This is a genomic window from Streptomyces sp. ASQP_92, assembly GCF_025399895.1.
Lineage (GTDB): Bacteria > Actinomycetota > Actinomycetes > Streptomycetales > Streptomycetaceae > Streptomyces.
In genome coordinates this window covers 1-3,775 of sequence record NZ_JAODUA010000049.1, presented here as the reverse complement: position 1 = coordinate 3,775, position 3,775 = coordinate 1, and the positions used below count along the sequence as shown (strand labels likewise).

2 protein-coding genes are annotated in these 3,775 nt (G+C 66.6%); both read left to right on the top strand.

Going from position 1 to position 3,775, the window contains the following annotated elements:
* The first annotated feature begins 112 nt into the window (after positions 1–112).
* The gene (locus N4G70_RS36800) at positions 113–1,270 is read left to right on the top strand and encodes a site-specific integrase (RefSeq protein WP_261717142.1); all 1,158 of its coding nucleotides are present in this window, start codon (positions 113–115) and stop codon (positions 1,268–1,270) included.
* Positions 1,263–3,740, top strand: coding sequence for a site-specific integrase (locus tag N4G70_RS36795; RefSeq protein WP_261717141.1), 2,478 nt, complete (start codon positions 1,263–1,265; stop codon positions 3,738–3,740). The genes N4G70_RS36800 and N4G70_RS36795 overlap by 8 nt, the downstream gene beginning before the upstream one ends.
* The last annotated feature ends 35 nt before the right edge of the window (positions 3,741–3,775 follow it).

The following is a 3,775-nucleotide window of genomic DNA, read 5'->3' as shown; positions in this document are numbered from 1 at the left end:
GGTGTGTTAACTGCACCATCGTGACGCCAGTTGGCGCGCGATGACTGTGTAGCTCCTGGAGGCCCGAGTGGAACTGACCCTGCATCACCAACTCATGGAAGGAGGTGTCACCTTGCCCCGCATCGGCTCAGTGGTTCAGCTGGACACCCAGCACCCGCCGTACGTCGTGCTCGGCAGGGATGGCCTGCCGGTCGAGCCGACGGTGGCCTTCCTGCGGGATCTGTCACTCGGGGACAACAGTCCTCTCACCTGCCGTAGCTACGCCTACGACCTGCTGCGATGGTTCCGGGTGCTGTGGTTTCTCGGGGTCGAGTGGGACAAGGCGGTCGAGGCGGAGACGGCGGCCATGGTGGGCCTACTGCGGGCAGCCGCGAACCCGCAGCGGCGCCGAAGCAACCCGAATGCGCCGCGGCCCGGCTCGGTCAATCTGCGGACGGGCAAGCGGTACCTGAAGGCCGGCTACGCCGCCAGCACTATCAACCACGCCCTGACGGTGGTCAGCTGCTTCTACGAGTTCCACGCCGAGTCGGGACGGGGACCGGTCATGAACCCGGTTCCCGTCTCGCAGGCCCGGCGACAGGCGCTGGCCCATCTAGACCCGACCGAGCCCGTTCCGGTCTTCCGCCGGTCCCGACTGCGGCAGAAGTCGAATCAAGCGGATCCCCGCGCGATCCCGGACGCGATGTGGGAGGAGTTCTTCGCGGCTCTGAACCACAACCGTGACCGGGCCGCCATCCTGCTCTACGTCTCCAGCGGGGCCCGTGCCAGTGAACTCTTGGGCATCACTCCAGCGGATATCGACTGGTCGGGGCAGCTCGTCTACGTGATCTCGAAGGGGACGCGGGAGCGCGAGGCGATTCCGGCGAGCCCTCAGGCTCTCGTGGTGCTCGCCGCCTACCTTGACGCGGCTGGCCTTCCTCCGGCCCACCAAGCGATTCTGCGCGCTCGGCGCGGCCCCGACAGGCCGCTGACCTACTGGGCGATGCGCCGGGTCATCCAGCGCGTGAACGAGAAGCTGAAGACCAACTGGAGCCTGCACGACCTTCGGCACACCGCCGCCGAGCGCATGGCCAACGACCCCAACCTCACCCTGGTCGAAGTGCGGGCAATCCTCCGCCACACCGACCTGGCCACCACCGGCCGCTACCTCAGGGCTCGGGTCGAGGACCTCTTCGACGCCCTGCAGACGCACTACAACCGCCCGAAGGTCGAGCGGAGCATCCCGGCCGGCTACGACCCCGACGACTTCAAGGCGGTCTTCGGTGGCTGACAGCCCGACCATCGCCGACGACTTCTCCACCCTCCGCAACCGGCGGGTGAACTACGACCCGAAGCCGTTCGTCCCCGCCCCCGCGACACGGTTCAACACCGCATCGGTCAAGGCAGAACCCGCACCGCCGCCGGAGAAGCCACCGCTGCCATTCGGCGACCTGTCCCGCGCATCAGTACGGGAGATAGCCCGAGTGGTCGGCGAGGAGGTGGTCCCGATGACAACGATGCCGCTCCGGCGATCGGTCATGGGGATCGAACGACTTTTCGGACACCTTGAAACCTTGCCTGGGAACACCTGGCAGGAGCGCTGGGCGGCCAGCAGCTTCGACAAAGACCACGACAGCGTCCCGGTGACGTCGGAGGCTTCGGACAAGTACGACGGCAACACACTGGTCGCCGGCGCGAAGCTCGCGTTCTGCATGCGGATCATCAAGCCGTCCGTCGCTGGCTTGCGGGTCAACAGGTTCAGGCAGTACGAGCAACTGTTCCGCGTTCTGCAGCAGGACCCCTACCTGGACTCGTTCTTCAAGGCCACCGACGGGCGCACGGAACTGCGGCACGTGCACCGCAACCGGGCCCAATTCGACCTGGCGGTGGCGCTGACGACCGGCGGCATGGCTCTGGAGGACCTGACGCCGTCGGCCCTGATGCACTACTCCGTCGAATCACGCCGCCTGGGCGTCAGCCACGGAGCAGGCGGACGCACCGACCGGTTCGCCGCCCTGGCCGCCTGGACTGTCTTGCACGGGATGGGTCATTTCCCGCCCGACACACCGCCGACCCTGCGGGCCGCGGTCTCCAGCAACCAGCGCACGATCGAAGAGCTCGTCGACCGCTACCCGATCGCTCACCAGGGCGTCCGGCAGATGCTGATCGACTACCTCCGACGCCGGCGCGCGGAGTCGGACTACACCACAGTCGACAAGCTCTCCCGGCATCTGGCCAGCCAGTTCTGGGCGAAGATCGAGCAGATCAACCCTGGGCAGGCCGGCCTCGCTCTCTCCTCCGAGGTCTACGACCAGTGGCGGGCCGAGATCCAGTTCTGGGACAACGACAAGGACAAGAAGCGCAAGGACGCCTCCGGCATCCTCCTGGCGGTTCGCGGCCTCTACATGGATCTGCACAGCTGGTCGATCCAGGAGCCAGAGCGCTGGGCCGAGTGGGTCGCCCCCTGCCCGGTTCGGCGGCGGGACCTGAAGGGCTTCGCCAAACGCAAGCGCGAGGTCAACCAGCGCATGGCTCACCGGGTCCGCGCCCGGCAGCCCCTACTGCCTGCCTTGGTCGACCACGTCGAGTCCCGGCGCGAGTACTTTGCTGGCCTGCTGGAGGCGGCCCGCGACATTCCGCTCGGCGAGTTCTTCACCTTTGCGGGAGCCAGCTACCAGCGCGCGAACTCGAAACGAGACCAGGAGCGGGCCCGCCACGAGGAGAACCCGGCCGTCCGGGTCGTCGATCAGGACGGGACCACCGTCGACGTCACCGCCGCCGAGGACACCGCCTTCTGGGCGTGGGCCCAGGTCGAGGTCCTGCGGCACAGCGGCATCCGCGTCGAGGAACTCGTCGAGCTCACCCACCTGAGCATCCGGCAATACCAGCGATCGAACGGCGAGGTCATAGCCCTGCTGGTCATCGCTCCCTCGAAGAGCGACCGCGAGCGGGTCATCCCGATGTCGGCGGACCTGTTCCATGCGATCGCGCAGATCATCCGACGCCTCACAGCGGGCGGGCGGACCATCCGGCAACTGAGTCGCTACGACCCGCATGAAAAGACCTGGTCGGAGGACATGCCGTTCCTCTTCCAACGGCAGATGGGCACTATTCACGGCGTCATGGCCCCCACCACGGTGTTGCACATGCTCGCTCGCAGCTGCGAAGAACTCGCCGAGACCAGAGCAGCGTTCGAGGGCTTGACCTTCACGCCCCACGACTTCCGACGGCTCTTCGCCACGGAGATCATCAACGGCGGACTACCGATCCACATCGGTGCCGCACTGCTGGGCCACCTGAACCTGCAGACGCTCCAGGGCTACGTCGCAGTCTTCGCCGAGGACGTCGTCACCCACTACCAGCGGTTCCTCAACCACCGTCGGAACCTGCGGCCCGAAGGCGAGTACGCCGAGGTCACCCCGGAGGAGTGGGCCGACTTCGAAGAGCACTTCGACAAGCGCAAGGTCGAACTTGGCAACTGCGCACGTCCCTACGGCACCGGCTGCCAGCACGAGCACGCCTGCATCCGCTGCCCGATGCTCCAGGTCAATCCCAAGATGCTGCCCCGGCTCGCGGAGATCGAGAAGGACCTCCTTCTCCGACGCAAACGAGCCGAGGCCGAGGACTGGCTTGGCGAGATCGAAGGCATCGACATGACACTCACCTTCCTCCGAACGAAGCAGGCCGATGCCGCCCGCTTCCGTCGCCGCCCCACCGTCAACCTCGGCATGCCCGCCCGTCACCTCGGGGAGAGCACATGACCCATCAAGATCAACTTGCAATGGTGCAGAGAAGG